At 66.2% G+C, this 21,705-nt stretch carries 24 protein-coding genes; 8 read left to right on the plus strand and 16 right to left on the minus strand.

Translation table 11 applies throughout. The annotated features are described in order from the left end of the window. Positions 1–18: 18 nt before the first annotated feature. Genes K2W81_RS12300 through K2W81_RS12315 form a run of 4 tightly spaced genes read right to left on the minus strand, consistent with a single transcriptional unit; the run spans position 19 to position 2,551 of the window. Positions 19–921, minus strand: coding sequence for a cell envelope biogenesis protein TolA (locus K2W81_RS12300; protein WP_294104704.1), 903 nt, complete (start codon positions 919–921; stop codon positions 19–21). Positions 922–963: 42 nt separating this feature from the next. Continuing rightward, a complete protein-coding gene (tolR, locus tag K2W81_RS12305) occupies positions 964–1,395 on the minus strand; it encodes a protein TolR (RefSeq protein WP_294104708.1) in 432 nt (143 codons plus the stop codon). Then, complete coding sequence (tolQ, locus tag K2W81_RS12310; RefSeq protein WP_294104710.1) at positions 1,395–2,096, minus strand: protein TolQ; 702 nt, start codon at positions 2,094–2,096, stop codon at positions 1,395–1,397. Before tolQ ends, tolR begins: the two co-directional genes overlap by 1 nt. After that, positions 2,093–2,551, minus strand: a complete 459-nt coding sequence (locus K2W81_RS12315) for a YbgC/FadM family acyl-CoA thioesterase (RefSeq protein WP_294104824.1) — start codon at positions 2,549–2,551, stop codon at positions 2,093–2,095. Before K2W81_RS12315 ends, tolQ begins: the two co-directional genes overlap by 4 nt. Before the next feature lie 149 nt (positions 2,552–2,700). Between K2W81_RS12315 and K2W81_RS12320 the strand changes: the two genes are divergently transcribed. Together K2W81_RS12320 and K2W81_RS12325 are read left to right on the plus strand one after the other, a co-directional pair. Beyond that, entirely contained in the window at positions 2,701–3,438 is a 738-nt protein-coding gene (locus tag K2W81_RS12320; protein ID WP_294104712.1) for an ABC transporter ATP-binding protein, read from the plus strand. Next, entirely contained in the window at positions 3,438–4,874 is a 1,437-nt protein-coding gene (locus tag K2W81_RS12325) for a hypothetical protein (protein ID WP_294104714.1), read from the plus strand. Before K2W81_RS12320 ends, K2W81_RS12325 begins: the two co-directional genes overlap by 1 nt. On the opposite strand, the gene ruvB is transcribed toward K2W81_RS12325, so the two are convergent. From ruvB to ruvA, 7 genes are read right to left on the minus strand one after another with little or no spacing between them, the layout of a single operon-like run. Then, positions 4,859–5,890, minus strand: a complete 1,032-nt coding sequence (gene ruvB / locus K2W81_RS12330; RefSeq protein ID WP_294104716.1) for a Holliday junction branch migration DNA helicase RuvB — start codon at positions 5,888–5,890, stop codon at positions 4,859–4,861. The two genes, K2W81_RS12325 and ruvB, sit on opposite strands and share 16 nt — an antisense overlap. Then, entirely contained in the window at positions 5,887–6,180 is a 294-nt protein-coding gene (locus K2W81_RS12335) for a type II toxin-antitoxin system RelE/ParE family toxin (RefSeq protein ID WP_294104717.1), read from the minus strand. The genes ruvB and K2W81_RS12335 overlap by 4 nt, the downstream gene beginning before the upstream one ends. Then, entirely contained in the window at positions 6,173–6,424 is a 252-nt protein-coding gene (locus K2W81_RS12340; protein ID WP_294104719.1) for a type II toxin-antitoxin system ParD family antitoxin, read from the minus strand. The genes K2W81_RS12335 and K2W81_RS12340 overlap by 8 nt, the downstream gene beginning before the upstream one ends. A 44-nt stretch (positions 6,425–6,468) precedes the next feature. Beyond that, complete coding sequence (locus K2W81_RS12345; protein ID WP_294104723.1) at positions 6,469–6,918, minus strand: VOC family protein; 450 nt, start codon at positions 6,916–6,918, stop codon at positions 6,469–6,471. Next, on the minus strand, positions 6,915–7,133 hold the full coding sequence (locus K2W81_RS12350) for a type II toxin-antitoxin system HicA family toxin (protein ID WP_294104724.1): 219 nt from the start codon (positions 7,131–7,133) through the stop codon (positions 6,915–6,917). The genes K2W81_RS12345 and K2W81_RS12350 overlap by 4 nt, the downstream gene beginning before the upstream one ends. Then, positions 7,126–7,332 carry a type II toxin-antitoxin system HicB family antitoxin gene (locus tag K2W81_RS12355; protein ID WP_294104725.1) on the minus strand — a complete coding sequence of 69 codons (207 nt, stop codon included), beginning with the start codon at positions 7,330–7,332 and terminating at the stop codon, positions 7,126–7,128. Before K2W81_RS12355 ends, K2W81_RS12350 begins: the two co-directional genes overlap by 8 nt. A 22-nt stretch (positions 7,333–7,354) precedes the next feature. Then, positions 7,355–7,948 (minus strand): Holliday junction branch migration protein RuvA, encoded by a 594-nt coding sequence (gene ruvA / locus K2W81_RS12360; RefSeq protein ID WP_294104726.1) that lies wholly within the window; start codon positions 7,946–7,948, stop codon positions 7,355–7,357. 93 nt (positions 7,949–8,041) lie between these two features. Between ruvA and K2W81_RS12365 the strand changes: the two genes are divergently transcribed. Both K2W81_RS12365 and K2W81_RS12370 read left to right on the plus strand, forming a co-directional pair. Then, on the plus strand, positions 8,042–9,703 hold the full coding sequence (locus K2W81_RS12365) for a formate--tetrahydrofolate ligase (RefSeq protein WP_294104727.1): 1,662 nt from the start codon (positions 8,042–8,044) through the stop codon (positions 9,701–9,703). A gap of 32 nt (positions 9,704–9,735) precedes the next feature. Next, the gene (locus K2W81_RS12370) at positions 9,736–10,806 is read left to right on the plus strand and encodes a glycosyl hydrolase 53 family protein (RefSeq protein ID WP_294104728.1); all 1,071 of its coding nucleotides are present in this window, start codon (positions 9,736–9,738) and stop codon (positions 10,804–10,806) included. A gap of 424 nt (positions 10,807–11,230) precedes the next feature. On the opposite strand, the gene K2W81_RS12375 is transcribed toward K2W81_RS12370, so the two are convergent. Genes K2W81_RS12375 through lgt form a run of 5 tightly spaced genes read right to left on the minus strand, consistent with a single transcriptional unit; the run spans position 11,231 to position 15,807 of the window. Beyond that, positions 11,231–12,553, minus strand: a complete 1,323-nt coding sequence (locus K2W81_RS12375) for a cystathionine gamma-synthase family protein (RefSeq protein WP_294104730.1) — start codon at positions 12,551–12,553, stop codon at positions 11,231–11,233. Between the two features lie 60 nt (positions 12,554–12,613). Then, on the minus strand, positions 12,614–13,378 hold the full coding sequence (pgeF, locus tag K2W81_RS12380; protein WP_294104732.1) for a peptidoglycan editing factor PgeF: 765 nt from the start codon (positions 13,376–13,378) through the stop codon (positions 12,614–12,616). Further along, positions 13,375–13,890, minus strand: coding sequence for a GNAT family N-acetyltransferase (locus K2W81_RS12385; RefSeq protein ID WP_294104734.1), 516 nt, complete (start codon positions 13,888–13,890; stop codon positions 13,375–13,377). The genes pgeF and K2W81_RS12385 overlap by 4 nt, the downstream gene beginning before the upstream one ends. Then, the gene (locus K2W81_RS12390; RefSeq protein WP_294104736.1) at positions 13,887–14,936 is read right to left on the minus strand and encodes an SAM-dependent methyltransferase; all 1,050 of its coding nucleotides are present in this window, start codon (positions 14,934–14,936) and stop codon (positions 13,887–13,889) included. Before K2W81_RS12390 ends, K2W81_RS12385 begins: the two co-directional genes overlap by 4 nt. Beyond that, positions 14,929–15,807: a prolipoprotein diacylglyceryl transferase gene (lgt, locus tag K2W81_RS12395; RefSeq protein WP_294104738.1), complete on the minus strand. Its 879-nt coding sequence runs from the start codon at positions 15,805–15,807 to the stop codon at positions 14,929–14,931. Before lgt ends, K2W81_RS12390 begins: the two co-directional genes overlap by 8 nt. A gap of 66 nt (positions 15,808–15,873) precedes the next feature. Between lgt and K2W81_RS12400 the strand changes: the two genes are divergently transcribed. From K2W81_RS12400 to phbB, 4 genes are read left to right on the plus strand one after another with little or no spacing between them, the layout of a single operon-like run. Next, positions 15,874–17,586, plus strand: a complete 1,713-nt coding sequence (locus tag K2W81_RS12400; RefSeq protein WP_294104740.1) for a class I adenylate-forming enzyme family protein — start codon at positions 15,874–15,876, stop codon at positions 17,584–17,586. Between the two features lie 38 nt (positions 17,587–17,624). Then, a complete protein-coding gene (locus tag K2W81_RS12405; RefSeq protein WP_294104742.1) occupies positions 17,625–19,847 on the plus strand; it encodes a molybdopterin cofactor-binding domain-containing protein in 2,223 nt (740 codons plus the stop codon). Further along, positions 19,844–20,851 carry a ferrochelatase gene (hemH, locus tag K2W81_RS12410; protein ID WP_294104744.1) on the plus strand — a complete coding sequence of 336 codons (1,008 nt, stop codon included), beginning with the start codon at positions 19,844–19,846 and terminating at the stop codon, positions 20,849–20,851. Before K2W81_RS12405 ends, hemH begins: the two co-directional genes overlap by 4 nt. A gap of 30 nt (positions 20,852–20,881) precedes the next feature. After that, the gene (gene phbB, locus K2W81_RS12415; protein ID WP_294104746.1) at positions 20,882–21,604 is read left to right on the plus strand and encodes an acetoacetyl-CoA reductase; all 723 of its coding nucleotides are present in this window, start codon (positions 20,882–20,884) and stop codon (positions 21,602–21,604) included. Positions 21,605–21,705: the final 101 nt, after the last annotated feature.

A 21,705-nucleotide genomic window follows, 5' to 3' on the forward strand; every position in this document is an offset into this window, starting at 1 on the left:
GTGGGGTCATGGTCATCCTCACCGGAGTTGCCAGTTATAGTTGATGTTGTTCCAGCCGCCATTGGCGGTCTGGTAAAATTCGGCCGGCAGCTTCAGCGGCGCGCATTGCCGGAACGCGGCGATCCCCAGATCGGCGATTTGCTGGGCATAGCGGTCGATTTCGGCATCGGTGTTCAACCGGCTGACAACCGTCGGTCGCACGGCAAGGTTCCCGTCGGGGTTCAGCCGCAGATTGAACTTGATCACGATCCGTTTGGCTTCCTGCGGGATGCCGGCGTTGGACAGCCGATCCGCGCAGGGCTGAATCTGGCGGCGAATCGCGTCCTGGATGCCCGCCAGCGCCTTGGCATCGATCACCACGCCAACCGGGGCGACAACCTTGCTCGGGCTCGGTTTGTCGGTGAGGCCCGCAACGATTTGGTCGAGCTGACGCGATCCACGCGGCTTCGGTTTGAGCGAGGCGACCTGCGTCCCTGTCCCCGACTTGGCAGCGGGCTTGGTCGGTACCGGCGTTGCGGTGACCGGCTTGGCGACGGGCTTGCTCGGTTTGGCGGGCGCTGCCGTTGCAACCTCGCGCGGCTTGGGCGGCGCAGGCTTGGCGGCGGCAACCGGCGCGGGCTTGGGCTTGGGTTCGGGCGGTTTGGGCGCAGGCGGCTCGGGCGCGGCCTTTTGCGGCTTCGGCGGCGGGGGTGCTGCGTCCTCGGGCGGCCCGGGATCGGGCGCCTGCGACGGCGCCGGTTCGGCCACTGGCTTGGGCGCGCTCGATTGCAAGCCCACCTCCTCGACCAGCGACACATCGACCGACGGCGGCGGCGGCGCGGGCGGCGTGCGGCGGCTGAGCAGGCTCACCGACAAGGCGCCGAACAGCCCGAGGTGAAGCACAAGCGCGGCACCCAGGCCGATGCGATCGCTGCGGTCCATCGCCCGATCACCACGCCCGCAGCGTAAAGGGCAGCGGTGCGATCACTGCCCCTTCGCCACCGTCACCAGCGCGACCTTGTTGAGCCCCGCGCGGTTGAGCTCGCCCATCACCGCAATCACTTTGCTGTACGGCAGCTCGCGATCGGCGCGCAGATAGATTTGCGGCGGTTCGCCCGGCGTCTTCGCCGCAAGCTGCGTCAGCGCATCGGGCAGCAGCGCATCACTGACCTCGACATCATCGACAAAAATCGTTCCGCGCGCGTCGATCGCGATCCGTGTCGGCTTGGCCTGTTGGTTGAGCGGTTTGGCGCGGCTGTCGGGCAGGTTGACCGGCACCCCCGCCGTCATCAGCGGGGCGGTGACCATGAAGATGATCAACAGCACCAGCATCACATCAACCATCGGCGTGACGTTGATGTCGGCCATCGGCGCGCGCCGCCCGCGCCCGCGCTGCGAAGGAAGCATCCCCGCCATCAGCGCCGCGCCACCGGCGTTTCGAGCTGGCGCGACAAGGTCGCGTGGAAGCTGTCGGCAAAGCGGTTGAGCCGCGCCTCAATCCGGTTGATGCGGTGGCTGAAGCGATTGTAGGCAATCACCGCCGGGATCGCCGCGAACAGCCCGATGGCGGTGGCGAACAATGCTTCGGCAATCCCCGGCGCAACCACCGCGAGCGAGGTGCTTTGCGCCTGCGCAATGCCGCTGAAGCTGCGCATGATGCCCCACACGGTGCCGAACAGCCCGACGAATGGTGCCACTGACCCCACCGTCGCGAGGATGTTCAACCGATCCGCCAACTTGTCGACTTCGGTCGCGACTGCGGCCCCCATGCTCGTCGCGAGCCGCTCGCGCGTGCCTTCACGGTCGATCGCACCGCCCGCCGTCGAGCGGCGCCATTCGGCGACGCCTGCCGCGAACACGCGCGCGATCGGCAAGTCGCTTTCGCCCTGCGCGCGGTGGAAGGCGTCGACATCCTCGGCCTTGTTGAAATCGCGCTCGAACGCTGCGCCGCGCCGGGTGACGCTGCCCAGCTTGAACGTCGCCGACAGGATGATGCCCCAGGTCCACACGCTGGCGAGCAACAGCCCGACCATCACGACCTGCACTACGATATCGGCCTGCAGGAACAAAGCGATCGGCGACAATGTGCTGGCATCGGTGTTGAGTGCGAAGGTCATGCGGCTCCCTTAAGTCCCGTGTCGTGGTCCGGCGCCCAGATGAGCGGTTGAAAAGCGTCGATCCATGCCTTTGGTTGCCGCCTCGGTCGCCCGTCGGGGGCAACGAAAGCGGCGGTGACCTCGGCGTCGGCCAATATCAACCCGTCGCGCATGACTCGTTGATGAATGCGGCACGATGCGGCGCGAATCGCGACCAATCGGCTCGCGACGACGACCGCATCATCGAGCCGGGCAGGCGCGCGGTAGCGGATCGCAAGTTCGGTGACGGCATAGGCGCCCTCGCCCGCGTCATGCGCGCCACGCTGGTCGATTCCCGCCAGCCGCAACATGTCCGACCGCGCGCGCTCCATCCAGCGCAGATAATTGGCGTGATAGACGACGCCCGACAAATCGGTGTCCTCGAAATAGACGCGGATGCCCAGCCGGTGCTCACGGCCGTCGAAGCGGCCACCCATTGGCGCATCGGCGGGCTGGTCGGTGTGGGGCGCGGCCATCGCGCTGGCTGTTAACCGACTATTTCCGACATTAGAACCCCGTCCGGCACATGGGGCGCAGTGCGTTAGCTGCACTAGACACCCCCGCAAACGCCTCTAGTCTTACGCGCATGACCGATCTCGCGCTCCGTATTCGTGGCCTGACCAAGGCGTTCGACAAGCCCGTCATCACCGGGCTCGACCTCGATGTCGCGGCGGGGCAGCTTTATGCGCTGCTCGGGCCCAATGGCGCGGGCAAGACGACGACGCTGCGGATGATCACCGGGCTCACCCGCCCCGATGCGGGGACAATCGAAATTTACGGCATCGACGCCGCGCGCGATCCGCTCGGCGCCAAGGCGATCACGGCGTGGCTGCCCGATGATCCGATGCTCTATGACAAGCTCACACCGACCGAATATCTCGCCTTTGTCGCAGGTCTCTGGCGCGTGCCGCCCGCGCAAGCCGTGCCCGAGGCCGAACGGCTGCTCAAATGGCTCGAGCTGTGGGAACAGCGCGACACCCGCTGCGAAGGCTTTTCGCGCGGCATGAAGCAGAAGGTCGCGCTCGCGGGCGCGCTGATCCACAGCCCGCGCCTGCTGATCCTCGACGAACCGCTGACCGGGCTCGACGCGACGATGGCAAGGTCGGTCAAGGATGCGTTGCGCGCGCAGGTCGATGCCGGAGCGACGGTGATCGTCACCACCCATATCCTCGAAGTCGCCGAGCGGCTCGCTGACCGCATCGGCATCATCGCGCATGGCCGGATGCTGGTTGAAGGAACGATGGACGAACTGCGCACGCGCGTCGGCGGCGCCGATGCGACGCTGGAGGATGCGTTCATCCGCCTGACCAGCGAACCCGCCTGATGGCGCGCGCCAGCCTGTTGCCGCCGGGGTCCTTCCCCTGGCTGGTGGCGCATGAAATCCGCCAGACGATGCGCGGGATGCGCGCACGCACCGGGACGCGCACGCGCTGGCTCGGCTATGCGCTGCTCGCGGGCTATGTTGCGATTGGCTGTTTCGTCGGCTGGGCTTTGCGCGATGTGCCGTTCAGCTATTCGCCCATTGCAGGCACGATCATCCTTGCCGTCGCGGTCGGCATGTTCGCCTTCATGGTCGCGCAAGCCGTGCTCGGCAGCCAGCATACGCTCTACGAAGCAGGCGACCTCGACCTGCTGCTGTCGGCGCCGATGCCCGAGCGCACCGTGCTCGCGGCCAAGCTGACCGGCATCGCAGGGGCGATCGTCACGACGTATCTGTTCCTGCTGTTGCCGATATTGGTGCCGGTCGCGGTGCTCGGCCATCCTGCGCTGTTCGGCGCGGTCGGCCTGCTGCTCGCGCTGGCTTTGGTGGCCGCCTGCACCGGTCTGGCGATCACGCTGGCGGTGGCAAAGCTTGTCGGTCCCCGCGCCGCACGCACGGTCGGGCAAGTCACCGCCGCCCTCCTCGGCGGCGCGCTGTTCCTGTTCGGGCAATATACGTCGAACGGCCCGCGCAGCGGGCGCGCAGCGATCTTCGATTGGTTGCGCCACCGTCATCTCGGCGAGAGCGGGATCGGCGCGCTGCCCGGCAAGGCCGCGTTTGGCGATCCGCTCGCGATCCTGCTGCTCTGCGGCGGTGGCGTCGCGCTGTTCGTGGCAACGGGCATCGCCTTCGAGCGCTGGTTCCTGTCGAGCTACCAAATGGCAAGCGTCCGCCTGTCGCGCGCCGCACCGACCGGCAAGGCAATCGGCCGCAAATTCCGCGACGGCCTGTTCGGCACGATCTTCGCCAAGGAAGTGCGGCTGCTGCTGCGCGATCCCGCGCTGGCGTTTCAAGTGGTGCTGCGGGTCGTCTATCTGGCGCCGCTGCTGTTTCTCGCTTTCGGGCGGCACAGTGCGGTTCTCGTCGCGCCAACACTCGCTTTTGCCAGCGTGCTGGTGATCGGCCAGTTGGCCGGCAGCTTTGCGTGGCTGGCGATTTCGGCCGAGGATACCCCCGATCTGCTTACCGTCGCCCCGGTCGACAAGGGCGAGGTCAGCCGGGCCAAGCTCGCCGCTGCGCTGGCGATGGCCGCCCCGCTCGGCGTGATCCTGCCCGTCGCGGTCGCCACCTATACGATCCCGGGCGCGCTCGTGACGCTCGCCATGACCGCGATGGCGGGCGTGGCGGCGGGCTATATCGAGCTCAAACTCGCCAAGCCGATGCCGCGCAAATCGTTCAACCAGCGGCGCGGCGGCGGCGCAATCGCCGCCATTTTGTCGATCCTGGTCGCGCTGGTGTTCGGTGGCATTGCCTCCGGCACCGTCTATTTGCTCGGCTGATCGAACAGCCCGTCCTGGCTGCCGGCGGGCGGATTGAGCCCGAGGTGGCTCCACGCCATGCCATTGAGGCAGCGCCCACGTGCGGTGCGCGCGATCAGGCCGAGCTGGATCAGATAGGGTTCGATCACTTCCTCGACCGTGTCGCGCGGTTCGCTGAGGCCCGCCGCGAGCGTTTCCACCCCCACCGGTCCACCGCGATAGATATCGGCGATCATCATCAGATAGCGCCGGTCCATCGCGTCGAGCCCGAGCTTGTCGACTTCAAGCCGGTTGAGCGCAGCGTCGGCGGCGCGCGCATCGACGATCTCATGCCCGGCAGCATGCGCGAAATCCCGCACCCGCCGCAGCAGCCGCCCCGCGATCCGCGGCGTCCCGCGCGCGCGACCGGCAATCTCGGCGGCGCCATCGGGCGAGATGGCGAGGTTGAGCAGTCCCGCCGCGCGGGTGACGACGCGGGTCAGCTCGGCGACGGTGTAGAAATTGAGCCGCACCGGGATGCCGAAGCGGTCGCGGAGCGGCGTCGTCAGCAACCCCTGCCGCGTCGTCGCGCCAACGAGCGTGAAGCGCGGCAAGTCGATCCGCACGCTGCGCGCCGACGGCCCCTCACCGATCATCAGATCGAGCGCGCGGTCCTCCATCGCCGGATAGAGGATTTCCTCGACCTGCGGCTGGAGCCGGTGGATTTCATCGATGAACAGCACATCGCCATCCTCGAGATTGGTGAGCAACGCCGCCAGATCACCCGACTTGGCAATGACGGGGCCGGACGTTGCCCGAAACCCCACCCCCATCTCGCGCGCGATGATCTGTGCGAGCGTGGTCTTGCCGAGGCCGGGCGGCCCGAAGAACAGCACATGATCGAGCGCCTCGCCCCGCGCCTTGGCAGCGGCAATGAACACGCGGAGATTATCGCGCGCGCCCTGCTGCCCCACGAACTCGTCGAGCGATTTCGGGCGCAGCGCGGCGTCAACGTCTTCAGTCGCGCGCGTGGGGGAAAGGAGGCGGTCGGCAGTCATAACAGCATGTTGCGAGCGTTGCGGGTGTGATGAATAATGCGGACAATAGTGATGCCGTTTTGCTCAAACCGATAGAAGATGCGGTGCTTGCGATGGACGAGGCACCTGATGCCATCGCCGAGTTCGGCGCGTGCGGCGCCGGAAAAAGGGTGGCGTGCAAGCAGGGCAAACGCTTCGTTGAACCCGCGCAGATAACGGTCTGAAGCATCCTGGCCAAACTGGTCGGCGCCGTATTCATCGATTTCCGCGAGGTCGGCGCGGGCTAATGGACTCAGTTCGATATCAGCCACGTCGGGCGCGGCGCTCAGCAATGATCTCTTCGATCACGACATTGGGTGCCTTGTCGATGGTCCCCGATGCAAGGCCATCTGCGATCAGGCCACGCAGCCACAGCGTATCTTGATCGGCAGTCTCCAGATCACGCCGCACCAGATCGCGCAGGTAATCGCCCGCATCGGCATAGCGCCCCTGCGCCACCTGTGCATCGATCCAGGTCTTGAGGTCTGGCGGCATCGTGAAAGACATATCGGTCATGCCCACATCATAGGCCCAGCGCACGCCAAGTCCAGAATGGCCCGCTACTTCGGCGCACTCAGCGCGATGCGATTGCCTTCGCTGTCCTCGACTTCGGCGACGAAGCCGAACGCGCCGACATCCTTCTTGTCGTACAGGATTTTCGCACCCCGTGCCCGCGCGCGCTTGAGCACCGCGTCGATGTCCGCCACGCGGAAATAGACGATCGGCCCGGTCTTGCCCGGCACATAGACATCGCCCTTGACCAGCGCCCCGCTCGCCCCCGCCGCCCCTTCGGCGGCGGGGAACAGCGCCATATCGTACCCGTCAATCGTCTGACGTTCAAAGTCGAAGCCGAGCACATCAGCGTAAAAGGCGATTGCCCGGTCCATGTCGGTCACCGGAATTTCGACATAGGCGATTGGGTTGGCGGACATCGTCTTCTCGCGCGCTTGGGCCGGTGCCATCGCCGCAAACAAGGCCATCGCCACAAGCGTTGCAAGCCCGATCTTCATGCGAGTGCACCCGCAAACTCATCTAGCGACAGGCCGGCCTGCCGGATGATCGTGGCAAGGGTGCCCTTGCGGACTTCCTTGTGTAGCGGGACCACGCACCCTGCTGAGCCGCGTTGTAGAACGACATGGCTGCCGCGTTGCCGAATCTGTTCAAATCCGAGCCGCTCGAGCGCACGAACGACCTCTGCGCCCGAAAGCACGGGCAATTTAGGCATGTTCAGGCACGTCGAACGACGTAACGAGCGGCGCGGCACCGCCCTTGATCGGGAACACTTCAAGATAGAGTTCTACGGCTTCGCGCAGATTGGCGATGGCCTCCTCAATCGTTTCGCCTTGGCTCGCAGTGCCCGTCTCCGGGTTGTAAGACACAAAGCCCCCCTCCTCGGCAGCAGTGATGACGGCGGTCATGTGCATCGGCGTTCTCCTCGTCGCGAACCTACCGCGCTGCCTTCCGCAGCGCCAGCCGCACCAGCGCATCGAGTCCCGCGCCCGCGCCCAGTTCCTCTTCCGCCGCCGCGACCGCCGTACTCGCTTCAGCGGGACGAAAGCCGAGGTTGAGCAGCGCCGATACCGCGTCTGCGCTCGCCCCCTTCGGCGCCGCCACCGCGCCCGATGCGCCGACGACGATCCCGCTGCCCGCATCCTTCAATTCCCGCACGATCCGCTCGGCAAGTTTCGGCCCCACCCCATTGGCGCGCGCAACCATTGCCTTGTCCTGCGCGCCGATCGCGCGGCTCAATTCCGCCGGGTCGAGCGCCGACAATATCGCCAGCGCCACCCGCGACCCCACGCCCTGCACCCCCGTCAGCAGCCGGAACCAGTCGCGCTCGGCAGCACTCGCAAAGCCCGCCAGCCGGATGAAATCCTCGCCCACCAGCATTTCGGTGTGGAGCATCACCGCTTCACCAACGGGGCCAATGCTCGCAAGCGTCTTGGCCGACGCGCCGACCAGATAGCCGACGCCGCCGACATCGATCACGGCGCTGTCGATGCCGGTCGAATGCAGCCGCCCTTTGAGATGTGCGATCATCGCCTCTTGCTAGGGCGACGCCGCGCGCCTGTCACCTGACTTGTGGCGGCGCGCGAGAACAGGCAGTGCGCACCAAAACCGAGAGGGAGTCAGATGCCGACCGATATCGAAATAGCCCGCCAGGTCACGCTGCGCCCGATCGCCGATGTGGCGGCGCAAGCGGGCATCCCGGCGGCGGCGATCGAACCCTATGGCCGCGCCAAGGCCAAGATCGATATCGGCGAGCTCCCCGCCCCGATCGCCCAAGGCAAGCTGATCCTCGTCACCGCGATCAACCCGACCCCGGCGGGCGAGGGCAAGACGACGACGTCGATCGGCCTTGCCGACGCGCTCAACCTCACCGGGCGCAAGACCATCCTCACTTTGCGCGAACCCTCGCTCGGCCCCTGTTTCGGCACCAAGGGTGGGGCGACCGGCGGCGGGCGCGCGCAAGTGGCGCCGATGGTCGACATCAACCTGCATTTCACCGGCGATTTCCACGCAATCACCGCCGCGCACAATCTCCTTGCCGCGCTGATCGACAACCACATCCATTGGGGCAATGCGCTCGACATTGATGTGCGGCGCGTCACGTGGCGGCGCGTGCTCGACATGAACGACCGGGCGTTGCGCGACATCGCCCAGTCGCTCGGTGGCGTCGCCAATGGCTACCCGCGCGAATCGGGCTTCGACATCACCGTCGCGTCCGAAGTGATGGCAGTGCTGTGCCTCGCTGAAGACATGGCCGATCTGCAGGCGCGGCTCGGGCGGATCATCGTTGCCGAGACGCGGGGCCGCCAGCCCGTCACCGCGCGCGACCTGAAGGCCGATGGCGCAATGGCGGTGCTGCTGGCGGAGGCGATCAAACCCAATCTGGTCCAGACGCTCGAGGGCAATCCGGCGATCATTCACGGCGGCCCGTTCGCCAACATCGCGCATGGCTGCAATTCGGTGATCGCGACGCGCGCCGCTTTGGGCCTCGCCGATTATGTCGTCACCGAAGCCGGGTTCGGCGCCGATCTGGGTGCGGAGAAATTCTTTGACATCAAATGCCGCCAGGCCGGGCTCACCCCGGCCGCCGCGGTCATTGTTGCGACGGTGCGCGCGCTCAAGATGAACGGCGGCGTCGCCAAGACTGATCTCGGCGCCGAGGATGTTGCCGCCGTCGAGCGCGGTGTCGTCAACCTCGTTCGCCATATCGAAAATGTCCGCCAGTTCGGCGTGCCTGCGGTCGTTGCGATCAACCATTTCGGCGGCGACAGCGATGCAGAGATTGCGGTGATCGAGCAGTCTTGCGCCGCCCACGGCGTCCGCGCGGTGCTGTGCCGCCACTGGGCTGAGGGCGGCGCGGGCGCGACCGAACTTGCCGATGCAGTCGCGGCGCTCGCCGAACGCGGCAATGATTTCGCGCCGCTGTACGGCGACGAACTGCCGCTGCTCGACAAGATCCGCAGCGTCGCGACCCGCCTCTACCGCGCCGCCGACATCGCCCCGGCCCCCAGCGTCACCGCGCAACTCAAGCGGTGGGAAGCGGCGGACTTCGGTCATTTGCCCGTGTGCATGGCCAAAACCCAGTACAGCTTTTCCGCCGACCCCACGCTGCTCGGCGCGCCCGAAGGCCATATCCTGCCGATCCGCGAAGTCCGGCTCGCGGCGGGGGCGGGCTTTGTCGTCGCGATCTGCGGCGATCTGATGACAATGCCCGGCCTCCCGCGCACGCCCGCTGCCGAAGCCATTGGCCTCGACGCGCACGGCCAGGTCGAAGGGCTGTTTTGATGCGCTTAGGCCGCGCGCTTGCCGCCATCGCCATGCTCACCGCCGTTGGCGCGGCGCCCGCGCCCGAGCCCTTCTACCTCGGTGGCGACCTGTCCTACGCCAATGAAATGCGCGATTGCGGCGCAGTCTATCGCGCGGGCGGCAAGCCGGTCGATCCGTTCGTGCTGATGAAGGCGCGCGGCGGCAATCTCGCGCGCATCCGCCTCTGGAATGATCCGAAATGGACCCATTACAGCACGCTCGCCGATGTGACAGTCTCGATCGCCCGCGCACACAAGGCCGGCCTGCAAGTGCTGCTCGATTTCCATTATTCGGACGACTGGGCCGATGGCGACAAGCAGAACCCGCCCGCCGCCTGGGTGGGCTTGAGCGACGCGCAACAGGCGACGGCGCTGCACGACTATACCCGCCACGTGCTCGATACGCTCGCCAAGGCGCAGCTATGGCCCGAACTCGTTCAGGTCGGCAATGAGACCAATCCCGAACTCGCGGCAGGCCCGAAAAAGGCGATCAACTGGCCGCGCAACGCGCTCTTGCTCAACGCAGGGCTGCGCGCAGTGCGCGAAGCATCGGTCGCGGCGGGGAAGCCGGTGCAGACGATGCTCCACATTGCCCAGCCCGAAAATGCGGAAGCCTGGTTCGCGGCCGCGACCCAGGCGGGGGTGACCGATTATGACATGATCGGCCTCAGCTATTACCGCAAATGGTCGAAAGAAAGCGTCAGTGGCCTCACCGCGACAATCACCCGGCTACGCGCGACCTACCAAAAGCCGGTGATGGTCGTCGAAACCGCTTATCCCTTCACCACCGACAATGCCGACGAATCGGCCAATCTGTTGGGCGCCGACTCGCTCGATCCGGCCTATCCCGCAACGCCTGCGGGCCAGCGCGCCTATATGATCGACCTGACCCGTGCGGTGTTCAAGGCGGGCGGCAATGGCGTCAATTATTGGGCGCCCGATTGGGTGTCGACGCGCTGCGGCACGCGCTGGGGCAAGGGATCAGGCTGGGAAAACGCGGCATGGTTCGATTTCCACCACCGGCTCGAAGCGCTGCCGGTGCTCGACTTTCTCGCCGAACGTCCGACCGATTCGGCAAAATAGACTTGACATTTATAACCATATAGGCTATATGCCTCGCCGTCACGATCACCCCGTCCGGCCGGCGGGATTGGCGTGACGGGGTTGGCGTCCCGGTGGGGCGTCGATCATCGACCGGCGCGGAGTCATCCAGGATAAAAGACGGATGTCCGCATGTCGGCCTGGCAAGGTAAACGCACGTAGGGCGTCGGCGGCTTGGCCGCCGGCAAAACTCGCAAGCGCTGCAAAACGCTGGAGAACTTCCGGCGACGGCGTGCACTTCGTCAGGCGAAACGTAAAAAGTCTCGACGCTTTGACTGACAATCAAGGCTAACCAAGTCGTCGAGCGCTGGATGCAGCGGCTAGACGCGCCGGTCGATTTCCCTTGCTGCCGCGAAGCGGCGGGCGCCCCGCGCCCGCCGCCGCGCTGGCGTGCGGTTCGTCGGCTTCAGATCGCGTTCAGCGCCTGATCGAAATCGGCAATCAAATCATCGGCATCCTCCACGCCGATCGAGATGCGCACCAGATTATCGGTGATGCCGAGCGCTTTCTTGCGCGCTTCGGGCACCGACAAATGCGTCATCCCCGCCGGGTGACTCGCGAGCGTCTCCGTGCCGCCGAGCGATACCGCGAGCTTGGCGATCTTGAGCGCGTCGAGGAAAGCGAAGCTCTCCTTCTCGCCGCCCTTCAGGAACAGCGAGAAAGTGCTGCCCGCGCCGGTGCAATGGCGGCGGTAAATGTCGGCCTGCCGCTCTTCACCCGGCGTCGATTCGAGGAAGCCGAGATAGCCGACGCGCTCGACCTTGGGGTGGTGGCGCAGGAATTCGCAGACCTTCACCGCATTCTCGCCCGCGCGGCTCATCCGTAATTCGAGCGTCTCGAGACTGCGCAGCAGCATCCACGCGGTGTTGGGATCGGTGATCGTGCCGATCGTGTTGCGCATCAGCCGGATCGTGTTGATGTGCGCCTTCGACCCCAGCACGCCGCCCGCGACCAGATCCGAATGGCCGCCGGCATATTTGGTCAGGCTATAGACGACCAGATCAGCGCCATGCTTCAGCGGTTGATGCCACAGCGGCCCGAGGAAGGTGTTGTCGATCGCGATCGGCGGCTTGTCCTCGCTGTTCGCCCAGATCGCGTCGCGGCTGGCGGCAACCGCTTCGACATCGACCAACGCGTTGGTCGGATTGGCGGGGCTTTCGAGATAGATCAGCGCGACCCGGCCAGTCGCGGCCTTGGCGAGGATCGTGTCGATTTCTTCGCGCGTTGCGCCTGCCGGAAAATCGAGGAAATGCACGCCGAACCGCCCGAGCACGCGCGCGATCAGCGTTTCGGTCGCGGCATAGAGCGGGCCTGAATGGACAATCGTGTCGCCGGGCTTGACCATCGACAGGAACAGGGTCGCGATCGCCGACATACCGCTTGAGAACGTCAGCGCATCCTCGGCCTCTTCCCACACGCCGAGCCGGTCTTCGAGAATTTCCTGATTCGGGCCGTTGAAGCGCGAATAGACGAGACCCTCGGCGCCGCCCGGGCGCTTGCCCGTCAAGCCTTCGAAATGGCGCTTGCCCGCCGCTGCATTGGGGAAGACGAAGGTCGAGGTCAGGAAGATCGGCGGCTTGAGCGATCCTTCGGACAGCGTCGGGTCATAACCATGGCCCATCATCAAGGTCGACGGCTTCAGCTTGCGCCCGCCGATCGTGTCGATGTCGGCCTTGGGACGGCGGCGGGATTCGACCCCGGTCAGGGTGGCTTCGGTTTCGTCGGTCATGAAGGCGCTCCTTGGGGAGGGATGGCGCGCTTCTAGCGGCTGGATGGCCGGGGGGATAGCTTAGCCAAGCCCGATCAGCGAAATCTGTCGACCGTAATCGCTTTCGCCGCGGTGGGTGGCGCGGCGGAAGCTGAAGAACCGGTCCGGATCGGCATAGGTGTCGTGGCTCGTCAGCTCGATTCGTCCGACCCCGGCCCCCGCCAGCCGCGCGGCGACATAGGCGGCGAGATCGAATTGCTGATGGCCCGGACGGCCGGGCGCGAAGAAGCGCTCGTTCGTCGGATCATGTTCTTCGAAGCGGCGGGCGAAGCCGTCGTCGACTTCATAGCTGACCCGGCTGATGCACGGGCCAATCGCCGCCGCGATCCGGTCGGGCTTGGCTCCCAGCGCAACCATCGCGGCGACCGTGCGGTCGGTGACGCCGCTCAGCGCGCCTTTCCACCCGGCATGTGCCGCGCCGATCACCCCGGCGGTTTCGTCGTGGAGCAGCACCGGCGCGCAATCGGCGGTGAGAATCCCGAGCAGCAGCCCCGGCCGATCACTGACCATCGCGTCAGCCCGCGGGCGTTCGTCGAAATCGATGGGGGCGACCACCGTCACCACCTCGGCTGAATGCACCTGAAACAGCGTCACCAGCGCGGCGTCGGGCAACACCGCCGCCACCGCGCGTGCGCGATTCTCGGCAATCGCGTCAGCCTCATCGTCCGATCCCGTGCCGACGTTCAGCCCGGCAACAATGCCGCCCGACACCCCGCCGCGCCGTCCGAGAAAGCCATGCGGGGTGCCGTTCAACGCCGTGGCGCGGATCACCTCGACGGCGCTCACAGCATCAACTGCATGATGAGGTCGCGATCAATCTGGGTGCCGGTGGGAAATGCATAATCGCCGATATGGACGAAGCCATAGCGATCGTAAAAAGCTTTCGCGCGGTGATTGTCTTCCCACACCGTCAGCACCAGCGCGCTGGCGCCCGATTGGCGCGCGGTATCGATCGTCCACGCCATCAGCGCCTGCGCCACGCCGCGCCCGTGCCAGGCTTGGGCGACATAGAGCTGGCTGAGCTGCTGTGCCCCCGCCGCGATGACCGGATCGGTGAGCCATAAGGGCGACAGCTTGGCAAAGCCGGCAATCACGGTGTCGCTAATGGCAAGCCGGATCTTGTGCGCTGGCTCTGTCAGTGACGCGATAAGCCGACCCTGCGGCCCAAAGGCTTCGGCAACGTACAGCGCAATATCGTCAGGACTGGCCGAATGGCCGAACGTCTCCAGCCAGATTGTCCGGGCCATCGCGTCGAGCGCGGGGCCGTCGGTTGGTGTCGCGTCGCGATAATCGATCATGCAAACCCCGCCGGTTGTGGCCAGCCGCGCGCGGTGACGGCCAGTGCCTTGAACAATTCCCCCATCTGGTCGGGCGCGACCAGCCGATCGCGATCGGGCGCCACCGTCGCCCCCAGCGCCGCCGCGCGCGCGTCGATCCCGAGCGCAGTCAGCAGCGCGCCTTGCGTGACCGGACCGTACGGCACCGCGCCCGCGCTGAGCGCCGCCGCCGCCAGCGTCGCGAAATCGACATGCGCAGTCAGGTCGTGCGCGCCGGGCGCCTCGAACGGATTGGCAAAGCCGTGCGCGCGCACCGCCTGCAATGTCTCGCCAATCGCAGGCCCCGCATAGCCATAATCGATCGTCAGCATCGCCCCGCCCTGCGCCGCGATCCGCTGGGCCAGATCGCGCATGATCGCGACCGCAGCAGGCGCCGTTTCGATCACCGATCCCGGCGGCGCATCGGCAAGCTCGGGCGGGATGATCGCGTCGGGCACGCGCGCGCCCGCAATCGGCAGGAACAGCAAATCCTGGCATCCCACGACACGCTCGTGCCAATGGTCGAGCGCGCGCACGAGCTGGCGAATCGGCAGCGCGTCGAAGAATTCATTGGCGACGATGATCAGCGCGACATCGTCCGGCAGGCTGGTCGTGTCGTCGTGCCAAACCGCGCCGGGAACGCGCTCGGCCTGCGCCGCGCGCAGCACCGGGCTGGTCTCGACGAAATGCACCGGCGGCGTCAGGCCCGCCTTGGCCATCACCCGCAGCGCATCGACGGCAAGCGTCCCGCGCCCCGGCCCCAGCTCGACATAGGCAACCGGCGGTCGCCCCGCGCGCTCCCACAGGTCCGCCGCCCAGGCGCCGATCAGCTCGCCGAACATCTGGCTGATTTCGGGCGCGGTCACGAAATCGCCGCCCGCGCCCAGCGGATCACGCGTGGCGTAATAATGCGCATTCGCCGCCGCCATAAACTGCGCGATCGGGATCGGCCCCGCCAGCGTGATCGCCCGCGCCAGCCGTTCGGCCAATAATGCTTCCGGCTGTGCCGCGTCGCTCACCTCAGGCAACGCTCTCCGCGCCCGCGATGCTTTCGATCCGGTGGCGCCGACTTTTGGCGGTCAGGATCAGATAGGCGCCGCCCGCAATCATCGGCACGCACAGCCACTGGCCCATCTGAATGCCGGTCTTTTCGATAAAGGTCCCCGCGAACTGCGCATCGGGCTCGCGGCAATATTCAACGAGGAAGCGCGCGATGCCATATCCCGCCGTGAAGATGCCCACGAGAAGCCCCGGCTGATACCGTGCCTTGGTCCGCCAGAACGCCCACCACAGAATCGCGAAGAGCACCAGCCCTTCAAGCCCCGCTTCGTAGAGCTGGCTCGGGTGCCGTGCGAGCGGCCCTGCATGTGGGAAGATGATCGCCCAGGGCAGATCGGCGGGCTTGCCCCACAGCTCACCGTTCACGAAATTCGCCAGCCGCCCGAAAAACAGCCCGAACGGGACGGTGCACGCAACATAATCATGCACGCGCAGCCAATCGAGCTTGTTGTTGCGCGAAAAGAGAATCAGGCCAATCGAGGTACCGATTGTGCCGCCGTGAAACGACATGCCGCCGTCCCACAATCGCAGGATGCGCCACGGCTCCAGAAACATGTCGGGCGAATAGAAAATCACATAGCCCAGCCGCCCGCCGAGAATCACCCCCAGCGTCGCATAGAACACCAGATCATCGGCGTGCCGCCGCGCCATTGGCGCGCCCGGCTGGGCAATCAGCTTCAGCAGATACCACCAGCCGACGATGATGCCGGTGATATAGGCGATCGAATACCATTTCAGGCTGAACCAGCCGATCGTGAAGACCGCCGGATTGAGCCCGAGCTGCTCGAAACGGATATGCGTACCAGTATCGGCAGCCGCAGTGACAAGAGACAGGATCAAGGCTTTTCCCCGAGCTTTCGCGCCTCCATAAGGGGGTACGGGTCGAAGACCAAGAGGGAGAGACAAATGCCGAGCGTGTTGGACCAGCGTATCGATGCCGCAGTCGCAGGGCTGACCGGGCCGGGGGGCCCGATGCCGCTCACGACAGTGCAGCGCGATGGCATGGACTATCCCGCCATCGCGGTCGCGCCGCCCGCGCTCACCTATTATTTCGCGCATTTCTGCACCGAGCATGCCGACAAGACGTTTTTGGTCGCGGGCGACGAGCGGCTGACCTTTGCGCAGGTCCATAGTGCCGCAACCGATGTCGCCCGCGCGCTGATCGACGGCTTTCACATCACGCGGGGCGACCGGATCGGCATTGCGATGCGCAATTCGCCCGCCTGGATCGCGCTCTACATGGGAATCCTGATGGCAGGCGGCGTCGCCACATTGCTCAACGGCTGGTGGCAGACCGGCGAGCTCGCCGACGCCATTGCCGAGGTCGAGTGCAAGCTCGTCTTCGCCGATGCTCCGCGCGCGCAACGACTCGACGAAGCGACCGGGCTCGGTGCGGAAATTGTGCCGATCGACGATCGCCTTCCGCTCGTGCAGGCGATGGCGCCGCTCACCAGCCGGGGCGGCAATGCCGAAACCGCGCTGCCGATGCTGATGGGCGATGACAATGCGACGATCCTGTTCACCAGCGGCTCGACCGGCCAGTCGAAGGGCGCGCTTAGTGATCACCGCGCGATCACCCAGGCCGTGTTCAACTACCTCGCCAGCGCGCTGACGATGCTCGCGCTGGCGACGCAGGACGGCACGCCGCCGCCTGCGCAGCATGCGACGTTGCTCAACGTGCCGCTCTTCCACGTCACCGCCGAAGTGCCCGTTTTCCTCCAGAGCTTCGCGATGGGCCGCAAGCTCGTGCTGATGCCGAAGTGGGATGCCGAAGAAGCGATGCGGCTGATTGAACAGGAACGGGTGAGCTATTTCGTCGGCGTGCCGCTGATGAGCTTTGAAATCCTTACCCATCCGAACCGGCCCAACTATGATCTGACGAGCTGCACCGATTTTGCCGCAGGCGGTGCGCCGCGCCCGGTCGAGCATGTCCGCCGCTTGAGCGAGGAAATGGGCGGGGCCAAGCCGTTGCTCGGCTATGGCCTGACCGAGACCAACGGCGTCGGCTGCGGCAATTACCGCGAAAATTACCTCGCCAAGCCCAATTCGACCGGGCGCGCCTCGCCCCCGCTCGTCGAACTCGCGATCCTCGACGCGAAGGAGCAGCCGCTGCCAGCTGGCGACCGCGGCGAAGTCGCGATCCGGTCGATCTGCAACTTCAAGGAATATTACAACCGGCCCGAGGCAACGCGCGATGCCTTTACCGAGGATCGCTTCTTTTTGACCGGGGACATCGGCTATCTCGACGACGACGGCTATTTGTTCATCGTCGACCGCAAGAAGGACATCATCATCCGTGGCGGCGAGAATATCTCGTGCCAGGAAGTCGAAGCCGCGATTTACGAAAACCCGTGCGTCGCCGAAGTCGCGGTGTTCGGGCTGCCCGACGAACGTTTCGGCGAAGTGCCAGGCGCGGTCGTGCATGTCCGCCCCGGCGCCGTGCTCGATGCCGAAGCGCTGACCGAATTCCTGACCGCGCGGATCGCCGCGTTCAAGGTGCCGCGCATGATCTGGCTGTCGGACGCGCCGCTCGCCCGGCTCGGCACCGAAAAGATCGACAAGGTGACGATTCGCGCCACCTATCGCGCGCGTTATGCCGAGGAAGCGCAAGCCGCGTGACGCTGGCATTGCGACCGGTCCGGCCCTAGGGCGGCGCTATGGCTTTGGGCATGGGCATCGACAGGCGTCGCCTGCTGATTGGCGGGGGTGCCGGCCTCGGGCTGCTCGTCGCCTGGGGCGTGTGGCCGCGCCGCTATGCGCCCAACCTCGCCGCCGCGCCGGGCGAGACTATCTATGGCGCATGGCTCAAGATCGGCGCCGACGGCCATGTCGCGGTCGCCATCCCCCAGACCGAACATGGCCAGGGCGTCTATACTGCGCTGCCGCAGATTTTGGCCGATGAACTCGGCGCCGACTGGCGCACCGTCTCGGTCGAGCCCGCGCCGCTCAACCCGCTCTACGCCAATGCGCTCGGGGCCGAGGAAATGCTCGAAGGCGTGTTTGCGGGTCTGCCGCCTGAACTGACACGCGGCTATGCGACGCGCACCACGCTGATGCTGACGGCAGGCTCGACATCGGTGCGCAGCTTCGAACGCGACCTGCGCCGCGCTGGCGCTGCCGCGCGCGTGCTGCTGTGCAAGGCGGCGGCCGTGCGCTGGGGCGTCGACTGGCGAACGTGCAGCACCGCGAATGGCTTCGTCACCCATGGCAAGCAGCAATTGCGCTTCGGCCCGCTCGCCGCCGAAGCCGCCGCGCTTGATCTGCCCGACTCGCTGCCGCTGCGCACCGGCGACACCGGGCGGCTCACCGGCCAGTCGCTGCCCCGGCTCGACGTGCCCGCCAAGGTCGACGGCTCGGCCAATTTTGCGGGCGACATTCGCTTGCCCGACATGGTCTATGCCGCGATTCGCCAGGCGCCAGCGGGCAGCGGCCGCGTCAAATCATTCGATCGCAAGCGGGCCGAGGCTATTCGCGGGCTGGTCGACGTGGTCGCGACCGACACCTGGGTCGCAGCGGTCGCCAGCAGCTGGTGGAGCGCGAACCAGGCGCTCGACGCGATCAACCTGCGCTTCGAGACGACCGGCCCGCGCGCCTCGACCGCCAGCATCGACAAAGCCCTGATCGCGGCGCTCAACGGCCCCGGCGAGCGGATGGCGTCGCGCGGCGATTTGCGGAGCGTGTTCAAGGGCGCGCGCGTCGTCACCGCTGACTATCGCGTCGGCATGGCCGTGCATGCGTCGATGGAAACGATGACCGCTACCGCGCGGTTTGCGCGCGGCCAGCTCGACCTTTGGCTGCCGACGCTCGCCCCTGCGCGCGCGCGCGCCGCCGCAGCGGCGGCAATCGGCATTGCCGAAAGCGCGGTGATCCTGCACCCGATGATGGCGGGCGGATCGTTCGGCGCCCATCTCGACCACGACGTCGCCGCGCAGGCCGCGCTGATCGCGCAACAGGTCAAGCGCCCGGTCCAGTTGATCTGGTCGCGGCGCGAGGATTTGGCGCATGATCGCTATCGCCCGCCCGCCGCCGCGCGGCTGACAGCGCGGGTTGGGCTCAACGGCAGCGTCATGGGCTGGCTCACCAAGATCGCCGCCCCTGCCACGGGCCGCGAAATCGCCGCGCGGCTGTTTGCGGGCGAGTCCGCCGTGCAAGCCGCGCTCGCGCTGCACGGTGTCGGCGATCCCTATGCCGTGGCAGGCGCGCTCCCCTTTTACCGCTTCCCCAATTTCGCGATCGATCACCACCCGGTCGAGATCGGCGTGCCGACCGGCCATTGGCGGTCGGGCGCGCATAGCTACACCGCCTTTTTCACCGAATGTTTCCTCGACGAACTCGCGCATGTCGCGGGCACCGAGCCGCTGTCGTTCCGCGTCGCGATCACCGGCGAACCCCGCCTTGTGCGCTGCCTGTCGACGGCGGCATCGCTCGGCGGCTGGGAAGGCGGCGTGGCGGGCAGCGGCCAGGGCATTGCCTGCCACTCATTTCGCGGCAGCCATATCGCCGTGCTGGTCGAGGCGCATCTCGAGGCCGGGCGTCCGCGCGTCGACCGAATCGTCGCGGCGGTTGATTGCGGGCGCCAGATCAATCCCGATCTGGTGTTGCAGCAGATCGAGGGCGGCTTGCTGTTCGGCGTCGCGGCAGCACTCGGCGGCACGACCGGCTTTCGCGATGGGCAGGCAACGGTACATCATTTAGGCCAGCTCAACCTGCCGCTGCTCGCCGACATCCCCGACATCACCGTCGAGCTGATCCGCAGCGAAGCTGAGCCCGGCGGGGTGAGCGAGCTGGCGGTACCGCCCGTCGCCCCCGCGATTGCCAATGCCTTGCAAGCCGCTGCGGGCTTTCGCTTCCGCCACTTGCCGTTTACGGCGCCGGTATGAGCCGCCCCGCCGACCATCCCCCCGTCAAGCCCCGCCGGATCGGCGTGATGCTCACCAATCTCGGCACACCCGACGGTCCCGATACCAAATCGGTCAAAAATTACCTGCGCGAGTTTCTGTCGGACCGGCGCGTGGTCGAACTGCCCGCGATCATCTGGCAGCCGGTGCTGCGCGGAATCATTCTCAACACGCGCCCGCAAAAATCGGCCGAGGCCTATCGCGCGGTGTGGAGCGAGGACGGCTCGCCGCTCGCCGCCAACACCAAGCGCCAAGCCTTGGCGCTCAAGGATGCGTTCGGCGATGATGTGATCGTCGACTGGGCCATGCGCTATGGCAATCCGTCGATCGAAACGGTGATGCAGCGGCTGCGCGACGCGGGTTGCGACCGCATATTACTCGCGCCACTTTACCCGCAATATTGCGCGGCAACGACGGCGACGGCCAACGACAAGGCGTTCGAATTGCTGCGGGCGATGCGCTGGCAGCCCGCGCTGCGGACGCTGCCGCCCTATTATGACGACCCGGTGCATATCGAGGCCTTGCGCGCGTCGATTACCGAAGGGCTGAGCAAGCTCGATTTCGAACCCGATGCGCTGATGGTGAGCTTTCACGGCATGCCGGCGCGCACGCTGGACCTTGGCGATCCCTATCATTGCCAATGCCAGAAGACCGCGCGGCTGCTCGGCGAAGCCCTGGGGCGCGAGGTGACGGTGACCTTCCAGTCGCGATTCGGCTCGGCGATCTGGCTCGAACCCGCGACCGATGTGACGCTCGAGGCGCTGCCGACCAAGGGCGTCAAGAAAGTCGTCGTGGTGGCCCCTGGTTTTTCGTCCGACTGCCTCGAAACGCTGGAGGAAATCGCGATTCGCGGGCGTGAACAGTTTGAGGAAGCAGGCGGTACCCACTTTGCCTATCTGCCCTGCCTCAACGATTCACCCGGTGGAATCGCCATGTTGCGTGCGTTGCTCGCGCGCGAGCTTGAAGGATGGCGCGCGCCGGACTAGCCTTTCCCTAACGATAAAGAGGAGAGGTTTATGGCACGCGTTGCGATCGTTACCGGCGGCACACGAGGAATTGGCGAGGCCATCAGCCTTGGCCTGCAAGCACAAGGCGTTACCGTCGCGGCGAATTACGCTGGCAATGACGAGCGCGCGCGCGAATTCACCGAACGGACCGGCATCAAGGCCTATAAATGGGACGTCGCCGATTTCGACGCGAGCCAGGCGGGCGCCGCGCTGGTCGCCGAAGAGCTCGGCCCGGTCGACATCCTCGTCAACAATGCCGGCATCACCCGCGACGGCACGATCCTGAAGCTGACCTATCAGGCGTGGAAGGACGTGATCGACACCAATTTGGGCGGCTGCTTCAACATGGCCAAGGCGGTGTTCCCCGGCATGCGCGAGCGCAAATGGGGCCGCATCGTCAATATCGGCTCGATCAATGGCCAGGCCGGGCAGTACGGCCAGGTTAACTACGCTGCCGCCAAATCGGGCATCCACGGCTTCACCAAGGCGCTGGCGCAGGAAGGCGCGAAGTTCAACGTGACGGTGAACGCAATCGCGCCGGGCTATATCGACACCGACATGGTCGCCGCCGTGCCGCCCGAAGTGCTCGAGAAGATTGTCGCCAAGATTCCGGTCGGGCGACTGGGCCAGGCCGACGAAATCGCGCGTGCGGTGTCGTTTCTGTGCTGTGACGGCGGCGCGTTCGTGACCGGATCGACGCTGAGCATCAACGGCGGGCAGCATATGTACTGACGGGCGCAGGCCCGCGTGCTGCGGGCCGGTGCGCGCGACGCGCGCAGCGCCCGGCACGGGGCACCCCGCAAAGTAATACTTTGCGGGGTGCCCATGGCCGG

This window comes from Sphingomonas sp., assembly GCF_019749955.1.
GTDB lineage: Bacteria > Pseudomonadota > Alphaproteobacteria > Sphingomonadales > Sphingomonadaceae > Sphingomonas.

Bases quoted from the DNA above. Each gene is read 5' to 3' on its own strand.
- K2W81_RS12300 (WP_294104704.1), bottom strand. From the start codon at position 921: ATGGACCGCAGCGATCGCATCGGCCTGGGTGCCGCGCTTGTGCTTCAC.
- tolR (WP_294104708.1), bottom strand. From the start codon at position 1,395: ATGGCGGGGATGCTTCCTTCGCAGCGCGGGCGCGGGCGGCGCGCGCCG.
- tolQ (WP_294104710.1), bottom strand. From the start codon at position 2,096: ATGACCTTCGCACTCAACACCGATGCCAGCACATTGTCGCCGATCGCT.
- K2W81_RS12315 (WP_294104824.1), bottom strand. From the start codon at position 2,551: ATGGGTGGCCGCTTCGACGGCCGTGAGCACCGGCTGGGCATCCGCGTC.
- K2W81_RS12320 (WP_294104712.1), top strand. From the start codon at position 2,701: ATGACCGATCTCGCGCTCCGTATTCGTGGCCTGACCAAGGCGTTCGAC.
- K2W81_RS12325 (WP_294104714.1), top strand. From the start codon at position 3,438: ATGGCGCGCGCCAGCCTGTTGCCGCCGGGGTCCTTCCCCTGGCTGGTG.
- ruvB (WP_294104716.1), bottom strand. From the start codon at position 5,890: ATGACTGCCGACCGCCTCCTTTCCCCCACGCGCGCGACTGAAGACGTT.
- K2W81_RS12340 (WP_294104719.1), bottom strand. From the start codon at position 6,424: ATGACCGATATGTCTTTCACGATGCCGCCAGACCTCAAGACCTGGATC.
- K2W81_RS12345 (WP_294104723.1), bottom strand. From the start codon at position 6,918: ATGAAGATCGGGCTTGCAACGCTTGTGGCGATGGCCTTGTTTGCGGCG.
- K2W81_RS12350 (WP_294104724.1), bottom strand. From the start codon at position 7,133: ATGCCTAAATTGCCCGTGCTTTCGGGCGCAGAGGTCGTTCGTGCGCTC.
- K2W81_RS12355 (WP_294104725.1), bottom strand. From the start codon at position 7,332: ATGCACATGACCGCCGTCATCACTGCTGCCGAGGAGGGGGGCTTTGTG.
- ruvA (WP_294104726.1), bottom strand. From the start codon at position 7,948: ATGATCGCACATCTCAAAGGGCGGCTGCATTCGACCGGCATCGACAGC.
- K2W81_RS12365 (WP_294104727.1), top strand. From the start codon at position 8,042: ATGCCGACCGATATCGAAATAGCCCGCCAGGTCACGCTGCGCCCGATC.
- K2W81_RS12370 (WP_294104728.1), top strand. From the start codon at position 9,736: ATGCTCACCGCCGTTGGCGCGGCGCCCGCGCCCGAGCCCTTCTACCTC.
- K2W81_RS12375 (WP_294104730.1), bottom strand. From the start codon at position 12,553: ATGACCGACGAAACCGAAGCCACCCTGACCGGGGTCGAATCCCGCCGC.
- K2W81_RS12385 (WP_294104734.1), bottom strand. From the start codon at position 13,890: ATGATCGATTATCGCGACGCGACACCAACCGACGGCCCCGCGCTCGAC.
- K2W81_RS12400 (WP_294104740.1), top strand. From the start codon at position 15,874: ATGCCGAGCGTGTTGGACCAGCGTATCGATGCCGCAGTCGCAGGGCTG.
- K2W81_RS12405 (WP_294104742.1), top strand. From the start codon at position 17,625: ATGGCTTTGGGCATGGGCATCGACAGGCGTCGCCTGCTGATTGGCGGG.
- hemH (WP_294104744.1), top strand. From the start codon at position 19,844: ATGAGCCGCCCCGCCGACCATCCCCCCGTCAAGCCCCGCCGGATCGGC.
- phbB (WP_294104746.1), top strand. From the start codon at position 20,882: ATGGCACGCGTTGCGATCGTTACCGGCGGCACACGAGGAATTGGCGAG.